Annotated in this window: 12 protein-coding genes and 2 pseudogenes; 1 reads left to right on the plus strand and 13 read right to left on the minus strand. The window is 65.7% G+C overall.

Annotation, left to right across the window (positions count from 1 at the left end):
• The first annotated feature begins 160 nt into the window (after positions 1–160).
• Positions 161–1,486 carry an NAD(P)/FAD-dependent oxidoreductase gene (locus ACQR1W_RS03470; RefSeq protein ID WP_434849496.1) on the plus strand — a complete coding sequence of 442 codons (1,326 nt, stop codon included), beginning with the start codon at positions 161–163 and terminating at the stop codon, positions 1,484–1,486.
• Here ACQR1W_RS03470 and tcuB read toward each other — a convergent pair whose 3' ends face one another.
• The 13 genes and pseudogenes from tcuB to ACQR1W_RS03535 form a co-directional block, all read right to left on the minus strand.
• The gene (tcuB, locus tag ACQR1W_RS03475) at positions 1,487–2,689 is read right to left on the minus strand and encodes a tricarballylate utilization 4Fe-4S protein TcuB (RefSeq protein ID WP_434849497.1); all 1,203 of its coding nucleotides are present in this window, start codon (positions 2,687–2,689) and stop codon (positions 1,487–1,489) included.
• Positions 2,673–4,112: an FAD-dependent tricarballylate dehydrogenase TcuA gene (tcuA, locus tag ACQR1W_RS03480; RefSeq protein ID WP_434849498.1), complete on the minus strand. Its 1,440-nt coding sequence runs from the start codon at positions 4,110–4,112 to the stop codon at positions 2,673–2,675. Before tcuA ends, tcuB begins: the two co-directional genes overlap by 17 nt.
• On the minus strand, positions 4,112–5,836 hold the full coding sequence (locus ACQR1W_RS03485; protein ID WP_434849499.1) for an FAD-dependent oxidoreductase: 1,725 nt from the start codon (positions 5,834–5,836) through the stop codon (positions 4,112–4,114). The genes tcuA and ACQR1W_RS03485 overlap by 1 nt, the downstream gene beginning before the upstream one ends.
• Positions 5,833–6,543: an SDR family NAD(P)-dependent oxidoreductase gene (locus ACQR1W_RS03490; protein ID WP_434849500.1), complete on the minus strand. Its 711-nt coding sequence runs from the start codon at positions 6,541–6,543 to the stop codon at positions 5,833–5,835. The genes ACQR1W_RS03485 and ACQR1W_RS03490 overlap by 4 nt, the downstream gene beginning before the upstream one ends.
• Before the next feature lie 58 nt (positions 6,544–6,601).
• Positions 6,602–7,573, minus strand: coding sequence for an NAD-dependent epimerase/dehydratase family protein (locus ACQR1W_RS03495; protein WP_434849501.1), 972 nt, complete (start codon positions 7,571–7,573; stop codon positions 6,602–6,604).
• Between the two features lie 11 nt (positions 7,574–7,584).
• A complete protein-coding gene (locus ACQR1W_RS03500; protein ID WP_434849502.1) occupies positions 7,585–8,007 on the minus strand; it encodes a cupin domain-containing protein in 423 nt (140 codons plus the stop codon).
• 10 nt (positions 8,008–8,017) lie between these two features.
• On the minus strand, positions 8,018–8,929 hold the full coding sequence (locus tag ACQR1W_RS03505; RefSeq protein ID WP_434849503.1) for an NAD-dependent epimerase/dehydratase family protein: 912 nt from the start codon (positions 8,927–8,929) through the stop codon (positions 8,018–8,020).
• Complete coding sequence (locus ACQR1W_RS03510; protein ID WP_434849717.1) at positions 8,926–9,834, minus strand: ATP-binding cassette domain-containing protein; 909 nt, start codon at positions 9,832–9,834, stop codon at positions 8,926–8,928. Before ACQR1W_RS03510 ends, ACQR1W_RS03505 begins: the two co-directional genes overlap by 4 nt.
• Positions 9,835–9,951: 117 nt before the next feature.
• Positions 9,952–10,548 (minus strand): annotated as a pseudogene (locus ACQR1W_RS03515) (ATP-binding cassette domain-containing protein); the annotation flags it as partial.
• Between the two features lie 75 nt (positions 10,549–10,623).
• A pseudogene (locus ACQR1W_RS03520) lies at positions 10,624–11,499 on the minus strand (branched-chain amino acid ABC transporter permease); the annotation flags it as partial.
• The gene (locus ACQR1W_RS03525) at positions 11,496–12,365 is read right to left on the minus strand and encodes a branched-chain amino acid ABC transporter permease (RefSeq protein WP_434849504.1); all 870 of its coding nucleotides are present in this window, start codon (positions 12,363–12,365) and stop codon (positions 11,496–11,498) included. The gene ACQR1W_RS03525 and the pseudogene ACQR1W_RS03520, both read right to left, overlap by 4 nt.
• A gap of 51 nt (positions 12,366–12,416) precedes the next feature.
• On the minus strand, positions 12,417–13,658 hold the full coding sequence (locus tag ACQR1W_RS03530; RefSeq protein WP_434849505.1) for an ABC transporter substrate-binding protein: 1,242 nt from the start codon (positions 13,656–13,658) through the stop codon (positions 12,417–12,419).
• Between the two features lie 42 nt (positions 13,659–13,700).
• The gene (locus ACQR1W_RS03535) at positions 13,701–15,491 is read right to left on the minus strand and encodes a thiamine pyrophosphate-binding protein (protein WP_434849506.1); all 1,791 of its coding nucleotides are present in this window, start codon (positions 15,489–15,491) and stop codon (positions 13,701–13,703) included.
• Positions 15,492–15,503 lie beyond the last annotated feature (12 nt).

Below are 15,503 nucleotides of genomic sequence, written 5' to 3' on the forward strand. Positions count from 1 at the left end.
ACGGCATAAAATGCTGGGCAATCGCCAAATCCGATGCCCGCTACCCGGCCGGCTGGCTAGGGTGCAGGACCAGTGCCGATTTTTCCAAGTCTGTGCAGCAGCGCGGCATCGTCGCTTCGCGGGCCGCGGAAAGCGGGCACTTGCCCTGCCGAGAGACATGATGCCTGCGCCGCTCCGCCACGTCGAGACTTCGCCACGTCTTCCCGCATCGGCCGATGCAGTCGTCATCGGCGGCGGCATCGTTGGGGTCTTCGCGGCCTACTATCTCGCCGGACGCGGCCTGACCGTCGCGCTGGTCGAGAAGGGGCGGATCGGCGCCGAACAATCCAGTCGAAACTGGGGGTGGTGCCGCCAGCAGAATCGCGATGCACGCGAATTGCCGATGGCGACCAGGAGCCTCGACTTGTGGGAGGCGTTCGGCGCGGAAAGTGGCGAGGATACCGGTTTCTCCCGTTGTGGCCTGCTCTATTTGAGCAATGACGATGCCGAGCTCAGTCGCTGGGCGCGCTGGCGCGATTTTGCAAGAACGGCCGACGTCGTCACCCACATGCTCGACAGCGGCGAAGCCACGCGACGCGGTGCGGCCACGCAACGCGCCTGGAAGGGCGGCGTCTTCTCGCCGACCGACGGCATCGCCGATCCGGCGAACGCCGCGCCGGCGGTGGCCCGCGCCATCCTCAAGCAGAGCAGCACCGTGCATCAAATGTGCGCAGCGCGCGGTCTGGAGACGGAAGGCGGACGGGTCAGCGCCGTCGTGACCGAGCACGGCGTGATCCGCACCCGCGTGGCCATCCTGGCAGCTGGCGCCTGGGCTTCATCCTTCTGCCGTCAGCTCGACATCCGCTTTCCGCAAGCCTCGATCCGCTCGTCGATTCTGTCGGTTTCCGCCGGAGCCCGAGGCCTGCCGGATGCGCTTCACACCGCGGCGATTTCGGTGACGCGCCGCGGTGATGGGGGCTACACGCTCGCCATCAGTGGCCGGGGCCGCATCGATCCGACGCTCCAGCAGCTGCGGTTCGCGCCGCAATTCGCACCGATGTTCCTGCGCCGCTGGCGCAGTCTGTTGCCGGGCGGCCTCGAAGGACTTCGGGCGGGACATGAGACGCTCGGTCGCTGGCGCCTCGATCGGCCCACGCCGATGGAGCGCATGCGCATCCTGGATCCGGCGCCCGACCGCAATACGCTTCGACTGACCCACCAGCGCGCCATTGATCTCCTACCGGAGCTGAACAACACGACGGTGAGCGCGAGCTGGGCCGGCTATATCGATTCGACGCCCGACGGCGTTCCTGCCATCGGTGCGACGTCGGTGTTGCCAGGCTTGATTCTCGCCGCCGGCTTCAGCGGGCATGGTTTCGGCCTTGGCCCGGGCGCTGGGCACCTGATCGCCGACCTTGTCGCCGGATCAACTCCGATCGTTGATCCCAAGCCATTTGAACCCGATCGCTTCCTCGGCTTCAAGGTCGGCAAGGTCGCGGATTTCTAGCTAGTCGCTGCCGACGGCAATCCTGTTCGGCAGCCGCTTCTCGAGCGCGTATTTGAACAGAGCTGCCGCGCGGAACACGGCGTGGGCAAATTTGCCGTAGGGCAAGGTCAGGAACAGCGCCATCACGGTGCCCAGATGGATCGCGAGCCACAGCGCCATGAATCGGGTGTCGCGGAGCGCCAGCAGCGCGAGACCGGTGAGACTGACCACGAGCAGCAGCGCGATGAAGCCGCGATCCATCGGACGCTGCGCGGCGTCGCCCCGCTCAGCACCGCGGTGCAGATTGAGCCAGAGCAGGCCCGCGGGGCCGATCAAGAGGCCGACACCGCCCACCGTGCCGAGCATGACCGGAAGGCTGAACCACGGATACGGCGCCTCATACGCCAACAGATAGTGATAGAGGGTCGCCACGCTGGTGGCGGCGAAGCAAAGCAGGAAGCCGTACATCGTGAGCTGGTGAAACCAGCGCCGCGACTGCGTGAAGCGATCGTCGTCCTCGTTGCAGCCCTCGTCATGACCACCACCGAGATAGCGCAGCCTGGCGATATCAGTGACCGCTTCCACGGCGGCCGGACCGCGCGCCTTGGCCAATTCGGTTGCGCCCGGCGGAACCGCGTCGCGCGCCGGCGAGATATCGCGCCAGAACCTGACGACGCCAACTACAAAGGCTGCAATGGCGAACACGAACACCGCGCCGAACATGATCACCAGCAGATTATGCGGGAATATCGCGTAGAAATTCCCGGCGAGCGGCTTGTCGGTCAGACCGCCCGCCATGGCGGCCGCGAGTACGAGAAACAGCGCAAGACCACCGGCCAGCGCCAGCGCAATCGTCAGGCCTTGGCGCTCATAGAGCCGCCCGAAGGTGGAAGGCCACGCATAGTACTGATAGGTCCGCCCTCTCACCTTCGCCATCGCCTGAGGTACGTTGACGGCGAATTCGTGCGGCGGCGCGTATTGACAGGCGTAGAGGCAGGCCCCGCAATTGTGGCAGAGATTAGCGAGATAATGCGTGTCGGCGGCTGTGAACTCGAGCCGGCGCGTCATCGCCGGGAACACCGCGCAGAAACCTTCGCAGTAACGACAGGCGTTGCAGATCTGCATGACCCGCGCGATCTCCTGCTCGTCCTTGCCGAGCAGTGACGTCAGGTCGGGCGTCGTGGTGCAGGCCGCGGCCTCGACGGTCTCAGTGAGCGGCGGCATAGGCCAGCTCCTCCTTGAACTCAGGATGGTGGAAGCCGGCGCTCGCAGCGGCATTGACGCCCGCGATGCGACCAAAGGCAGTGCCGATGCTCATGCCGACACCGGCCGTATACCCCTTCCCCAGCACGTTGCCGGCCATCATCTCGCCGGCGGCGAACAGGTTGGCGCTCGGCACACCGGCGAAGCGCACCGCGGCGCTCTCGTCGGTCTTCATCCCGAGATAAGTGAAGGTGATGCCGGGCTTCAGCGGATAGGCAAAGAACGGGGGCGCATCGATCGGCTGCGCCCAGTGGGTCTTCGGTGGCGTGAGCCCCTCAGTGCGGCAATCATCGAGCACGGTATGATCAAATGTGCCGGGACGGCAGGCCGCGTTGTAGGCATTCAGGGTTGCGGTGAAGGTCGCGATATCGAGACCGATCTTTTGTGCGAGCTCCTCCAAGCTTTCAGCGCGCGTGCCCGGAAACACCGGCGGCATGAAGCGGCCGACCGCCTTGCGATCGATGATCGACCACGCGGTCTGCCCCGGCTGTTGCGCCACCAGGCGCCCCCAGATGGCGTAGCGCTTCGGCCAGAAATCCTCCCCCTCGTCGTAGAAGCGCTGAGCCTCCCGGTTCACCACGACACCAAGCGAGACGCAATCGATCCGGGTGCAGATGCCGCCATCATAGAGCGGCGCGCGGGCGTCGATCGCGACGCAATGGGCCTGTGTCGGATCGCCGATCGCGTCAGCGCCGGCATCGAGCATGAATTTCAACAGCACACCCTGATTGAAGCGCGTGCCGCGGATCAGGAAGTTCTCAGCCGGCCATTCGCCGCGCTCGTTGCGGCCCCAGGCCTCGCGCTGCCATTCGAGATTGGATTCGAAGCCACCGCAGGCGAGCACGCAAGCCTTGGCGGCGATGCGCTCGCCGCGCTCGGTGACTGCGGCGACGAAGCGTCCGTCCTTGAGCTCAAGGCTTTGCACCGGCGTGTCGTAGCGAACCGCGACGCCGAGTTCATCCGCACTACGGTAGTAGGCGTTGACCAGCGCCTTGCCGCCGCCCATGAAGAAGGCGTTGGTACGTGCCACATGCAGCGCGCCGGAGAGCGGCGGCTGGAAGTGCACGCCGTGACGGCGCATCCAGGGCCGGCAGCGCGAAGAGTGGCGGATCACAAGCCGCGCCAGCCGCTCGTCCGTCAATCCGCCTGTGACCTTGAGCAGGTCCTGCCAATATTCTTCTTCCGGATAGGCATCGACCAGCACGTCCTGCGGGACATCGTGCATGCAGCGAAGGTTGCGCACATGCATCGAATTGCCGCCGCGCCAGCTGTGCGGCGCGGATTCCAACAGCAGCACGGTGGCCCCGGCCTCGCGCGCCATCAGCGCCGCGCAGAGCGCCGCATTGCCGCCGCCGATGACGAGGACGTCAGGCTCTGCTGCCATCAGATGTTTGCTCCTGCAACCGTTCGTCCGGCCAGCCAGCCGAAGGTGAGCGCCGGCCCCAAGGTAATCCCGGGCCCCGGATATGCTCCTTCCATGATCGACGCCATATCGTTGCCGCAGGCAAACAGGCCCGGGATCGGCGATCCGTCCTCCGCCAGCACCCGCGCGCGCTCGTCGGTGACGATGCCTGCGGACATGCCGAGATCGGCCGGATGGACCGCGACCGCATAGAACGGAGCGTCGACGATCGGCGCGACGCAAGGGTTAGGCGTTTGATCGGCATCACCCAGCGAACGCTGATAGATGTTGCCGCCACGCCCAAAGGCAGGGTCGTCGCCGCGCATGGCGTGGCGGTTGAACTCGGACACAGTCTCGACAAAGGCAGTTTCGGGAACGCCGATCGTGCGGGCCAGACTGGCAACGCCATCGGCGCGCTTGAGATAGCCGGATGCGACATCCTGCTCAACCGAGCGCGTGAAGGGTTTAACCTTGCCCAATCCGTATTTCCACAAAAAGCGGCGATCGCAGATCAGCCAAGCGGGAATCGCAACGTCCGCATGGCCGAGCTGCGCGCGTACGAATTCATGATAGGACACGGCTTCGTTGACGAAGCGCCGCCCAGTCGCGTCGACCGCGATGAGACCGGGCTTGGCGCGATCAGTGACGGTGTGCGGAAAGATGCCGCGCGTTCCATCGCGTCGGGTGAAGGTCGATGCCGGCACCCAGAAGGCGCCTTGTTCCGTCGGTGGCGACAGCCGCGCCCCCAGCGCAACCGCCAGACGCGCGCCGCGCGGTGCAACGCCCGGATCGACGGTCGCGGAGAGCGTCCCCGCCGCGCGCGGTACATAATGGCCGCACAACTCGGCATCATGGGACAGGCCTCCCGTGGCCAGGATCACGCCGCGGCGCGCCGTGATCCTGCGGTGGCGGCCGGAATGCTCCGCGACATCGAGGACCGCGACCCGGCCATTGGCGTCCCTTTCGAGCCGTTCGACCGATGCACCGGTGCGGACGATGACGCCGCCATCCAGCGCCGAGCGCAACAGCCGGGCGACAAGCGCATTGCCGAGATAGAGCGTCGTGCCACGCCGTGCCTGCAGGCGCTGCCAACCGTAACGCGCGAGCAGTCCGGCGACGTGCAGGGTCGAACGCAGCGACCGGCCGGCACGGCGCAAATGCGGGATGTCCTGCCGGCTGATCATCATGCCGCCGAACAGCATGAATTCAGGCAGTGGATCGCGCAGCAGCGCAAAGGCCTTGCCCAGCGCCCGCGCATCGAACGGCACCGGCTCCAGCACCCGGCCACCCGCGGTGGCGCCCGGCAGATCGGGATAGTAATCCGGATAGGTCGGCACCGGCTTGAGCCGCAGCGACGTGCGCGCCTCGAGATCACGCAGCGCCTCGTCGCCGAATTTCAAAAATGTCTCCAACCTGGCGCGATCGGCGCCGGGCACCGTCTCGCCGAGATAAGTCCGCGCGGCCTCAAGTGTATCGGCGCGGCCTTCAGCGGCGGCCTTGTGATTGCCCGGGATCCAGACCATGCCGCCGGAGATCGCCGTGGTGCCGCCGACAACATCGGCCTGTTCCAGGAGCAGCACAGACAGACCATCGGCGGCCGCAATCGTCGCCGCAGTCAGACCGCCCGCCCCTGCCCCGACCACGACGACGTCATAGGTTTCGACGTCATCGATTTGGCCGGCGCTTGGCGGCTCCTGCCGGCTCATACCATGCCGCCGTTGGGCTGCACGATCTGGCCGTGGACCCACGACGCCTGCTCGGAGGCGAGGAAGCGCACGACCTCGGCGACCTCGTTCGGCCGGCCGATGCGGTTGAACGGGCTGAACGCCGCCATGCGCTGCTTGGCCTCTTCGGTCTTGCCGGCATTGAACAGGTCGGTATCGACCGGACCGGGAGCGACCGCATTGACGCGAACGCCGCGCGGCGCAAGCTCCTTGGCCACGGAGCGAACCAGGCTCTCGACCGCGGCCTTGCTCGCCGTATACGGCCCGGTGCCGGGCACGGCGTGGCGCACCAGCGAGGTGGTGATCGCGACGATGGCACCGCCATCGCGAACGCGACGGGCGGCCTCGGCGAGCACGTTGAAGGCGCCAATCACGTTCACCTCCATGAGCAGGCGGAAATCATCCGGCTTGAAGCTTGCGACCGGCCCTGCCGGAACATTGATACCGGCATTGGCGATCACCGCCTGGGGCGCGCCGCCAAGATCTGCTGCGACCTGCTCGAACCCGCGCGCCACCGAGGCCGCGTCGCGGATATCAACCTGATACTGCCGTCCGGGCGCGTCGTCGGACGACTTGGTCGCGTAGGTCGAGGCCACCTGCCAGCCGGTGGCGGCGAAGGCCTGCACGCAAGCCGCGCCGATGCCGCGCGAGCCGCCGAAGACGAGAACGATCGGAGAAGAGCTGTTCATGGGTGATCCCTTGCAAATGCTGTTCGATGAAGCTGGTGATGTCGATGCCGCGGCGCGACTAGGATGATGGCTTCGACATCGCTCTGCGTGTTTCGGCGATGGTGGCCTCGATCCCTGCCTGAATGTCGAAGCGCGGCTGGTAGCCGAGCTCGGCCTTGGCGCGGCCGATATCGAGCGCGCCTTTGACCGCGCTCAAGACCTTGCCGCCGTGGCGGTAAGGTCCGCTGTCGCCCACGGTGATCTTGGCACCGGGGATGGCGCGGTTGACTGCCTCGGCCGTGTCCCGCAACGTCGGCGCGACACCGGTTGCGATGTTGTAGGCATCGAACCGGTGCTGCGCTTTGTCTATCGCGAGCAGAACGCCGGCGACGGTATCGGCGATATAGACCTGATCGACCGCGAAAGCGCCGCCGTCCTCCTGATGGTACGGCTCACCGCGCAGTGCCGCCTCGACGAAGGTGCGGGGCATGCGCAGGCGCGGCAGATGCGGGCCGTAAACCCAGCATGTGCGCACATTGATGCATTCGAGCCCGTGATCCCGGCTATAGACTCGGCCGTAGTGCTCGGCCGCGAGCTTGGTCAGGCCATAGACGCTGGTCGGCTGCTGCGGATGATCCTCATCGATGACGGGCGCCTGGAAATCGCCATAGGTCTCTTCCGTGCTGACATGGATCACGCGCTTGAGGCCTGTCAGGCGCATCGCTTCGAACAGATTCACCGCGCCCTCGACATTGACGCGCAGTGCCTTGAGCGGAATGTCCGCCGCCTGAATGACGCCGACGATGGCGGCGGCATGAATCACCGCGTCCGGGCGATACGTCTCGAAGGCGCGCAGCACCTGATGCCATTCGCCAAGGTCGACAGCCACGGTCACGAGCCGCGGCTCGCGCCCAGCAAGCGTTGCCATTGCAGGCGAGACCATGAGGTCCAGCGCGATCACGCTGTCGCCGCGATCGAGCAGCGCCTGCACGATGGCGCTGCCGAGCCAACCGGAGGCCCCCGTGACCAGAATCGTCTTGCCGTTTGCCATTGTCTCCGTCCTCAGCGCGGCGCCGGCTCCTCGTCGGTCGGCGGGCTCGTGATGACCAGGAACACCAGCGGATCGGTTCCGGTGCAGTGGAATTCATGCACCACGCCGGGCGGGATGTAGGTGACGTCATTGGCGCGAACGAGCCGGCGCTCGCCGTCGAGGATCAGGATGCCTTCGCCCGACAGCACGTGATAGATCTGCTCCTGCACCTTGTGCGAATGGCTCTCGACATGCGCGCCCGGCTCGTAGGACGAGATGCGGTGATCGAAGAAGCGGCTGCCCGTGGTTTCCGGCGTGACGATCGCCTTCGACAGCGCCTGATTGTAATGGCCGGGATATTGGGTCCAGAACAGCTCGGCGAGATTGCGCGTCACCGCCTTCTTTTCCTTTTCCGCCTCGGCGAATGCATTCGGCTCGGGAACCACGATCGTCATTGTCTTCTCCTTAAATGATCAGTCCGGCCAGCAGGTGCCGCTGGTCATATTCTGCGGTGAAGCCCAGCCGCTCGGCGGCGTGCGTTAGGTCATAGAGCGGCGCGAAAGGCTGCTTCGCATAGACCTCCGGCGCGCGGATCTTCACGGCGTCCCCATGCAGCCGGCGCAGCCGGTCGAGCGTCGGCTCCGGCGACAACGTCACCTGCGCCGACAGATAGAAGCGCTCGAAACCGCCAGCTTCAAGCGGCATCTGCAACGCAAGGCGGAATGCCCGCGCAAGATCGCGCGGATCGATGTGATGGTGCAGTGGTCCGCCACCGGCCGCCGACGGACCGCTGACCATGGGGCCGCGGTAGTTGGCGGGGTCCTTGGCGCGCGCGACGATCTCACCTTCCATCTCCGGATAGGCGACGAAGACGGTGCGCAAGCTGATCACCGCCATGCCGCGCAACGCGTAGGCATGGGCGAGGTCTTCGCCGAGAATCTTGCTCACCGCATACGGGTCGGTGGCCTGCAACGAATGATCAAGGTCGACGGGCGCATAGAGCGGCGGCAGCATGCGCCCTTCCCTCACCGTGTAGCCCGCGACGGAGTCGCTCGAGCAGAAGACCGCGCGGCGGACGCCAGCAGCCTCGGCCGCCTCGAACACGGTGTAGGTGCCGAGCACATTGACGCGCATGATGGTCTGGCCGTCGCCCGACCAGATGTTCGGCACGGCTGCGATATGGAGCACGGCGTCGGTCCCGGCGATTGCGCGCGCGACCAAATCGGGCGAGGTGACGTCACCGACATGCCATTCGATGTCGGCCTCGCCGGCGCGCCGGTCGAGGCCGCGCACGCGATAGCCCTGCGCCAGAAGCTCGCGGACCACGGAACGTCCAAGCAGGCCGGCAGCCCCGGTGACGAGGACGAGACCGCTCATGCCCGGCCGACCGCAAGCTGCACGGCGTCCGCCGCATCAGTGATGCCGAGCAGCCGCCCCTGGAGGTCGTGATTGGCCGCGAGCTCGGCTGCGTCGCCCGCGTAGGCGACGCGTCCATTCACCAGCACGTAGGCCCGATCGGCCATCGCAAGCACGCTTTCGGCGTGGTGCTCGACGATAACCAGGCTCGCGCGCGACCTCAGCTTCGAAACGGCCTCCCTCACCTCCTGCACCACGGCCGGCGCGAGACCTTCGAACGGTTCGTCGAGCAGGATGAGCCGGCTCGGCACCATCAAGGCACGCGCGATCGCCACCATCTGCCGTTCGCCGCCGGAGAGGTTCTCAGCGCGGGCACGCAGCAGCACGCGCAGCTTCGGGAACAGGTCGAACACATCGTCCAGCGATGCACCGCCGGAGCGCGCCGCCAGCTTCAGGTTCTCCTGCACCGTCAGATTCGGAAACAGGCGCCGCCCCTCAGGCACCAGCGAGATGCCCAGCCGATTGATCTCGTCCGGCCGCAGCCGGCCGAGGTCGGTGCCGTCGAAGACCATCCGACCACTGGTCGGAGGCACCGTCCCGGTGATGGCGCGCAGCGCCGTGGTCTTGCCGACACCGTTGCGGCCGAGCAGCGCGACCACTTCGCCGGGCCGCACGGCGAGATCCAGCCCATCGAGCACGGTGCCGCCGCCATAGCCGGCGCGCACCGCCTCCACCCGGAGCAGCGGCTCCGGCGCAGGAGCGTTCGGAAGCAGCGTGATGGTCGCGCCGCGCGCCGGCACGGACGGAGCTTGGCCATGCGCAGTGCCGAGATAGGCCGCAACCACTTCGGGGTTTTTTGCCACTTCCGCAGGCTTGCCGTCGGCGATCAGCCGTCCCTGATGCAGCACCGTGATCCGGTCGGACATCGCAAGCACGCGATCAATATCGTGCTCGATCAGCAGGACGGCATGCGACTTCGAGAGTCGCTGGATCAATTCGCCTACAATCTTGCGGTCGGACTCGGCCAAGCCGGCCAAAGGCTCGTCGAGCAGCAGGAGCTTGGCATCGATCGCGAGCGACACTGCGATCTCGAGCAGCCGCTTTTCGCCATGGGCGAGCGACGAGCAGAGTTCGGGGGCGCGATCGGCCAGGCCCACAGCATCGAGCAGCGACCACACCCGCGCATTGGCAGCCTCATCGTCGTAGGCGTCGCGCCAGAAGCCGGACCATTGGCGGTTGGCGGCCTGCACGGCGATCCGCACATTCTCGAAGGCGGTGAGGTTCGGGAACACGCTCAGGATCTGGAACGAGCGCGCAATACCGAGCCGCGCACGACGGTGTGGCGGCAGCTGATTGATCGGCTGGCCCTCGAACAGGATGCTGCCGCCGTCCGGCTTGAGCACGCCGGTCAGGAGGTTGAACAGCGTGGTCTTGCCGGCACCATTGGGGCCGATCAGGGTGTGCAGACCGGTCCGGCTCATCTCGAAGGAGATGTCCTTCTGCGTGACGATCGAGCCAAAATGCTTCGACAGGTTACGGACGGCGAGAATTGCCGCATCTGAGGTGGCGGCCTGGGCTGCGTGACCCGGTGTGTACGGCGTGATGCTTTGCGGCCGTGCCGGAATGGCGTCGCGGGTCAAGGTCCAGCGATTGCGGCCGATGATGCGCTGGAAGATACCGTGGATGCCTTCATGCGACAGCAGGGCGAAGGCGATGATGATGGGTGCAAAGATCAGCCACCAGTTCTCGGTGACGGCGCTGAGCCGGTCTTCCAGCACGATGAAGACCGCAGCCCCCCACAACGGCCCAAGGAAGTGGTGGACGCCACCGAGCGCCGCCATCAGCACGGGATCGCCGGCATGCTCCCAATTCAGATTGTTGGCGTAGACACCCTGCAGCAGCAGCGCCATCAGCCCGCCGGCGACGCCGATGCCGCCGCCGGCGATGATGACGGCGACCAGCTTGGTCCGGTAGGTGTCGAATCCGAGGCTTGCCACGCGCTGCTCATTGTCGCGTAACGCCTGCATCAGTCGGCCGAACGGAGCGTGCGCCAGCCGCCAGAGCACCCAGAGCGAGCTGATGACGACGGCCAGCGTGAAGACATGAAAGCCAATCGCGGAGGGAAACAGCGGACGGGCGACGTTCTGCAGGCCGTTCTCGCCGCCGGTGACGGAAGTCCATTTGAAAGCGATCTCGAACGCGATCTGCGAACACGCCAATGTCAGCAGCGAGAAATATAGTCCACGTCGGCGCAGGATGACTGCGCCCACCACGAGCGCGAGCAGCAGCGAGAAGATCGCGGCGATCGCCATGCCCGTGAATTCGTTGCCGCCCGCCATCCATCCTGAGCCGATCGCCAGCGCATAGCTGGCGCAGCCGAAGAAGAAGGAGGCGCCGAACGGCACCAGCCCGAGATAGCCGATCAGGAAGTTCACCTCGGCGCCGTAAAGCGTGTAGATTGCGATCTGGGTGACGCGATGAATCGGCATCCCCACGGCAAGCGCGAGCCCGGAGGCCAGGAGCAGCATCGCCGTGGCGACGATGATGGGATGGCTGAAAAGCCGTCGCCAGAGCGATTTGTTGCTGGTCATTCGAAACGCTCCCAGCGCTCGCCGAACAGCCCGCGCGGCCGCAGCAGCATGATTGCGAACATCAGCGCGTACATCGAGCCGGCGGCCGCTTCGGGCCAGAATTGAATCGTCAGCGAGGTGACGACGCCGACCGCAAGCCCCGCAACGACGGCGCCCCGGAACGAGCCCAGCCCCCCGATCGCCACGATGACGAAAGCCGGCATCACCGCGTTGGCGGCCATCGACGGCGAGACCGTCCATAAGGGTGCCGCGAGTACGCCCGCAATCGCGGCAAGCATGCAGCCGAGGCCGAACACTGCCGTCAGCACCCGCGGCAGGTTGATCCCGAGCAGTTCGACCATTTCCGGATCGCGGCTGCCCGCACGCAGGATCCGCCCGTAGGGCGTAAAGGCAAGGAACGCCCATAGCCCGAGCAGGGTCGCCGTGGTCGCGCCGAGCACGGCGACCCGGTATTTGGTGATCAGGAGCGGGCCGAGCTCGATGATGCCGGAAAACAGCGGCGGCGGATTGAACGGTTTGCCGTCGGCGCCCCAGATGTAACGGATCACGGCTTCGATCAGCAGCGCCAGCGCGAAGGTCACGATCAGGCTGAGCAGCGGCTCCTTGCCGTAGAGACGGCGGATGATCACCACCTCCACCGCCATGCCGACAAGTCCGACCAGAGGCGGAGCGAAGATCACCGCACCCCAGCCGAACAGTTGGAACAGCTGCCACGCCACATAGGCGCCCAGCGCGAAGAAGGCGCCGTGAGCGAAATTGATCACGCCGAGCAGGCCGAAGGTGATCGACAGCCCCACGGCAATCAGCACGTAGATGAAGCCGAGCACGAGCCCGTTGGCCGCCTGTGAAACAAGTGTATCGAGCATCGTTCAAGCCTCTCGGTCGCGGGCGCTGCGACAGCAGCGACCACCGTCGCTCTAAAGCGACGGCAAGCTGCAGCCGATCTCCTCCTTGGCGCCGAAGGCCTTCTCAGTCTCCTCCGCGCTCGCCGACGTATTCTTCAGCACGTCGAAATAGTCCCACTTGTCGGTGATCTGCTTCTTGATCTGTACGATGACGGCAGGACGCACCAGCTGATGATCCCAGTCACGGAAGAAGAAGGGGAATTCGCCCTCCGTATTCTTCCACTGCTCGAGATGGGTGACGATGTCCTTGGCGTCGGTCGACTTCGCCGCCTCAATTGACTCCAGAAGCGCCCGCATGCCGATCCAGCCCGACCACGTCTTGTCGGATGGCGGCTGGTTGTACTTCTTCCTGAAGTCCTCGATCATCTTGCGTTCGGCCGCCGTGTTCTTCGGGTTATTGTAGTACCAGGGCTTGATATAGATGCCGGTCGAGGCCTGCGGACCGACATCCCAGAAGTCCGTATCCGTCACGGCGATGGCCGCATAGGGAATGCGGTCCTTCATCCCCATCTCGTTCCACTGCTTGAGGAAGTTGGAGAAGTCGCCGCCGACGAGCCCGCCGACGATGACATCGGGCTTGGCCTGGCGGATCTTGAGGATGTAGGAGCTGTAATCGGCAGTATTGATCGGCACTTCGTCGACGCCGACCTCGGTGGCGCCGACCTGCTTGAGCAGCGCCCGCGAGGCGCGCAGGATGTCCTGGCCGAAGGCGTAGGACGCCGTGATGAAATAGACCTTCTTGCCGATGCTGGACACATACGGCATCAGGCCCTGCATCTGCACCGGAACGGTGGCCTGGGTCCGAAACGTGTATTTGCTGCAGTTCTTGCCGGTGATCTCGCTCGCCGCCGCGCCGGTCAGGATCAGCGGCACCTTCTCGCGGTTGGCGACGCTCATCATCGCGAGCGCCGACGACGAGTAGTTGCCGCCGACCACCGCGACCACTTTGCTCTCGTCGACGAGCCGCTGCATGTTCTGCTGCGACACCTGCGGATTGGGCTCGTCGAGCCAGACGAGCTCGATCGGGCGACCCAGCACCTTGTTGCCCGCCTGCTCGGCCGCGAGCGCGCTGCCGCGCTGCAGATATTCGCCGATCGAGGCGCCCGGTCCCTGCTTGGAATAAATCATGCCGATGCGCACCGGCCCTTCGGCCTGCGCCCTGGCCGGTCCGCCCCAACCCAGCACGGACGTGGCGGCCACGCCTGCAGACGCGGCCATGAACGACCGGCGGTTCAGATCACCCTTCAACATCATGCTCCTCCCTCGTCCTTTCCTGGACTTTGTTGTCGTTGTTGATCAGTCGCGCCTGTACGGCTTGCCGAACGCCGGCTCCTTGAATGGAATGGGCGGCAGCTCCCAGGTCCCGGTGGACGGCGGACGCACTTCGGCGTCGACATGCACGTCGATCACGCAAGGGCGCCGGTTCTTGACCGCGGTCTCGACCGCGCCGCGCAGATCGGCGCTGCGGGTCACCGTGACGCCATCGGCGCCGCAGGCCCGCGCCCAGGCCGCAAAGTCCGGGTTGTAACGATCGCCCCCCGGCCCCTGATTGCCTTTGTAGAAAGCCGTGCCGAGCTCGCGGCCTTCAAACAGGCCATATTGCAGGTCGCGGATGGCGCTCCAGGCGAAGTTGTTCCAGACCACCCAGACGCAGGGCAGATCGTATTCGACTGCGGTGGCGACGACGTAAGGCGCCATCATGAAGCCGCCGTCGCCGACGACGGCCACGCAGGGACGATCAGGGGCGGCAAGCTGCGCGCCGAGCACGCCGCACACGCCAAAGCCCATCGATGAGTAGCCCCAGCTGTTCATCATGCTCTGCGCGCGCCGCGGCCGCCAGAACTGCATGAACCAGTTGTGGTGCACACCGGAATCCAGCGACAGGATGACATCGTCCGGCAGCACGTCCTGCAACGCGCCCACCACATATTCGGGGCGGATCGGCGTCGTCACCGCACTGAAATTCGGCCGGACGAAGGCCTCCCACTCGGCCTTCCACTTACCGATCTCGTCGCGCCATGTAGCAAAATCCTCGCGGCTGATCTCGGAACGGTCCGGCAGCGCCGCGAGCAGCTGGGCCGCGAATGTCTTGGCATCGGCGATGATGCCGAGCGTCGGCGGATAGTTGCGCCCGAGCTCGGCGGGATCGATATCGACCTGCAGCAGCTTCGTGGTCGGGAAATTCCAGGAATAGCCCTGATGCCAGCTCGACGACGAACGGTCGTCGAAGCGGGTACCGATGCAAAGCACGAGATCGGCATGGCGCCCGGCCTGGTTGGCCGGATAGGCGCCGTTGCGGCCGATGAAGCCGAGGGTCAGCGGATCGTCGGCGGGCACGCAGCCCATGCCGTTCGGCGAGGTGATGACCGGAATGCCGTAGCGGTTCTGCAGCGCGCTGATCTCAGGACCGGCTTCCGACAGCGTCGTGCCCTGTCCGATGAACAACACCGGCCGTTTCGCGGCTGCCAGCAGATCCAGCGCCGTGGCGACATCGGCTTCGCTCGCGCTCGGCCGATGCGCGCCGTGGACATGCGACAGCGGCGGCAGCTCGACGTCGGCCTCTTCCTGGAAGACGTTATAGGGAATGTCGAGATTGACCGGCCCCGGGCGGCCAGTGACCATGGTGTCGAACGCCTGGCGAAGCGCCAGCGGCAGCATGTCGACGCGGCTCGGCTGGAACGAACGTTTCACCACCGGCCGCAAGACCTGGGCGAAGTCGGCCTGGTTATGAGCATACAGTTCCTGGAACGGCGCGCGATTGGCCTGCGACGTCGGCACGTTGGCGGTGATCGCGAGAAAGGTCGAGGAGTCCGACAATGCGGTCGCCAGCGACATCACCATGTTGGCGGAGCCGGGTCCGGTCGACGTCAGCGTCGCGACGGGGCTGTGCTTCACCCGGAAATACGCATCGGCCATATGGCCGGCGCACTGCTCATGGCGCGGCGACACCAGCTTGACGCGATCGCGCACCTGATAGAGCGCATCGAGGATGCCGACATTGCCATGTCCGCAGATGCCGATCACGAAGGGCACTTTCTGCTTGACGAGATATTCGGCGATGACTTCGCCGCCCTTCATCTTGGTCATCGTATTGTCCTT

The organism is Bradyrhizobium sp. HKCCYLS1011, from assembly GCF_051167795.1.
GTDB lineage: Bacteria > Pseudomonadota > Alphaproteobacteria > Rhizobiales > Xanthobacteraceae > Bradyrhizobium.